This is a genomic window from Mesorhizobium sp. M7A.F.Ca.CA.002.05.1.1 (genome assembly GCF_003998335.1).
GTDB lineage: Bacteria > Pseudomonadota > Alphaproteobacteria > Rhizobiales > Rhizobiaceae > Mesorhizobium.
In genome coordinates this window covers 1-2225 of sequence record NZ_RZQI01000952.1, presented here as the reverse complement: position 1 = coordinate 2225, position 2225 = coordinate 1, and the positions used below count along the sequence as shown (strand labels likewise).

Annotated in this window: 3 protein-coding genes; all 3 read right to left on the bottom strand. The window is 63.4% G+C overall.

The genetic code is table 11. The annotated features are described in order from the left end of the window. The coding region (locus EN939_RS31025; protein ID WP_206528384.1) for a cobalamin-dependent protein at positions 1-579 on the bottom strand (579 nt) is incomplete at its 3' end. Further along, a complete protein-coding gene (locus EN939_RS31020) occupies positions 576-1649 on the bottom strand; it encodes an NAD-dependent epimerase/dehydratase family protein (RefSeq protein ID WP_127270571.1) in 1074 nt (357 codons plus the stop codon). The genes EN939_RS31020 and EN939_RS31025, both read right to left, overlap by 4 nt. Further along, a partial coding sequence (locus EN939_RS31015) for an NAD-dependent epimerase/dehydratase family protein (protein WP_127271436.1) occupies positions 1646-2225 on the bottom strand: 580 nt, incomplete at its 5' end. The genes EN939_RS31020 and EN939_RS31015, both read right to left, overlap by 4 nt.

The window sequence follows — 2225 nt, the reverse complement described above, 5'->3', positions numbered from 1 at the left end:
CCTGTGATGGTGGTGCGAATGGGCTGCGATCCAGTCCGCTGGCCATTCGAGTGGCGGATGATCGACAAACGAGCTGGCGTGGACGCCTCCGTTCGAAACCACCTTGGCATCCCGCAGATAAGCGGTTGAGGGCACGGCGCTCCAATCATCGCGCCGGGCAAGCTGCTCGACGACTTCTTCACATTCGCCGCTCACGACGATGTCGACGCCGAGCTTGCGCAAGGTCGGCGCCGGCGTCGCCGAGCCGTGCGGCCCGACCGCGACCGTGCGTCCACCGCGCCCGGCGAGACGGTTGAGGAAATCGGCCGGCACACGCAATTCCGGCGGTGCGCAGCGCCAGAACAGATAGGTCGGGGCGGTACTGACGACGGTCATAGCCGGGGCGAAATCAGCCACCCGCTCGCAGAGACCGGAATTATCGAGCCTCTGCAACTGCCCATCCAGCATCAGCACCTCATGTCCGGCGGCTTCGAGCAGGGCCTTCGAATAGCCGAGTTCCAGCGGCAGATGTGGTTGGCGGCAGCCGAAATAGATGCTGTCGTCGTAGGTCCAGAATGGGTTTACCAAAGCGATTTTCATGCGACGTACCTCACGGCTTCAGGGCGAGGCTCGAGCCGATGGCGCTGCAGCCAGTCGGCGAGGTCGCGGACGCCTTCGCGCCATGAAACATGGGCCATCCAGCCAAGCGCGGTTTTGATCTTGCGGGTGTCGGCGACGAAGAAGGGCTGGTCGCCCGTGCGTTCCCCATCGTGGCGGATTGAAAGCTCATGGCCGGTCAGGCTACGGATCTCGCTCAACAGCCTGCGCAGGCTGACCGCATTTTCCGGGCCGCCGCCAAGATTGAATGCCTGGCCTTTGGTGGTCTCGATGCGATCGAGCACGGCCCTGTAGGCGGCGACGGCATCGGAGACATGCAGGATATCGCGCACTTGCCTGCCGTCGCCGTAAATGGTGATTGGGCGTCCCGTCAGCGCGCTGAGCAGGAAGTGTGCGACCCAGCCCTGGTCCTCGGTTCCGAACTGGCGCGGTCCATAGATGCAGCTCATCCGCAGCACCGCCGTCGGCATGCCGTAGGATTTGGCATAGTCGAGCACATACTGATCCGCCGCGCCTTTGGAGCAACCGTAGGGCGTGCAGAAGTCCAGGCCCCGAGCCTCATCGATGCCGTGCGCCTGGATGACGCTGTCGCAAGGCACATAGTGATCGCCGTCCTCGCGGACCGCGACGTCGGGCAGGCTGCCATAGACTTTGTTGGTGCTGGCGAAGATCACCGGGATAAGCTCACCGCTCAGTCGCGCCGCCTCCAGAACGTTGAACGTTCCCCGAAGGTTGATGTCGAAATCCTCGCCTGGCTGGACCAGGCTTGTGGTGACGGCGGTTTGCGCGGCCAGATGGAAGATCGCCTTTGAACTCATCAGAGCCGGCGCCAGGGCGTTGGCGTCCCGCACGTCGATCGTCTCCACCGTGAGGCGACCGCCGTGTTTTTGCGCCAGCCATTCAAGGTTCTGCTCGACGCCCGGACGGCTGAGATTGTCGATCACCAGTACCGGCTCGCCATCCGACAACAGGCTGTCGGCGAGGTTCGATCCTATGAAGCCGCTGCCGCCGATGATGGCGACCGGCGCGTCGCGTCGATTGCGTGTGTTCATGAGACCAACCCGCGTTCTTCGAGCTCGCGCTTCATGTCGGCGCCGCGGTCGACGGCGGACGTGTTACGCACCCAGGAAACGAACTCGCCGAGCGAATTCTCCAATTGCCGCACCGGCTCGAAACCGAGCAACTCACGGGCCTTGGAAATATCGGCGAAGCAGTTGCGGATATCGCCGGAGCGGGCTTTGCCGAGCAGTTCCGGCGAGCGATTCGGTGTCCCCATGGCCTCGGCCAGCAATCGCGCGACTTCGCTGATCGCATAGGCGCGGCCGCTGCCGATGTTGATGACATGACCCTTTGCCTGGCGTTGCTGCAGAGCAAGGCGAAAGGCGCGGGCGACGTCCTGCACATGGACGAAATCGCGCTTCTGTTCGCCATCCTCGAAGATCATTGGCCGTTGGCCGTTGGCGAGACGCGAAGCGAAGTTGGCCAGCACGCCGGTATAGGGATTCGACAACGCCTGGCCGGCGCCGAAGACATTGAACAGGCGCAGCGCGACCGCATCGATGCCATAGGCCTCGCCGAAGATCAGCACGGCGCGTTCCTGGGCGTATTTTGTCAGCGCATAGATGGAG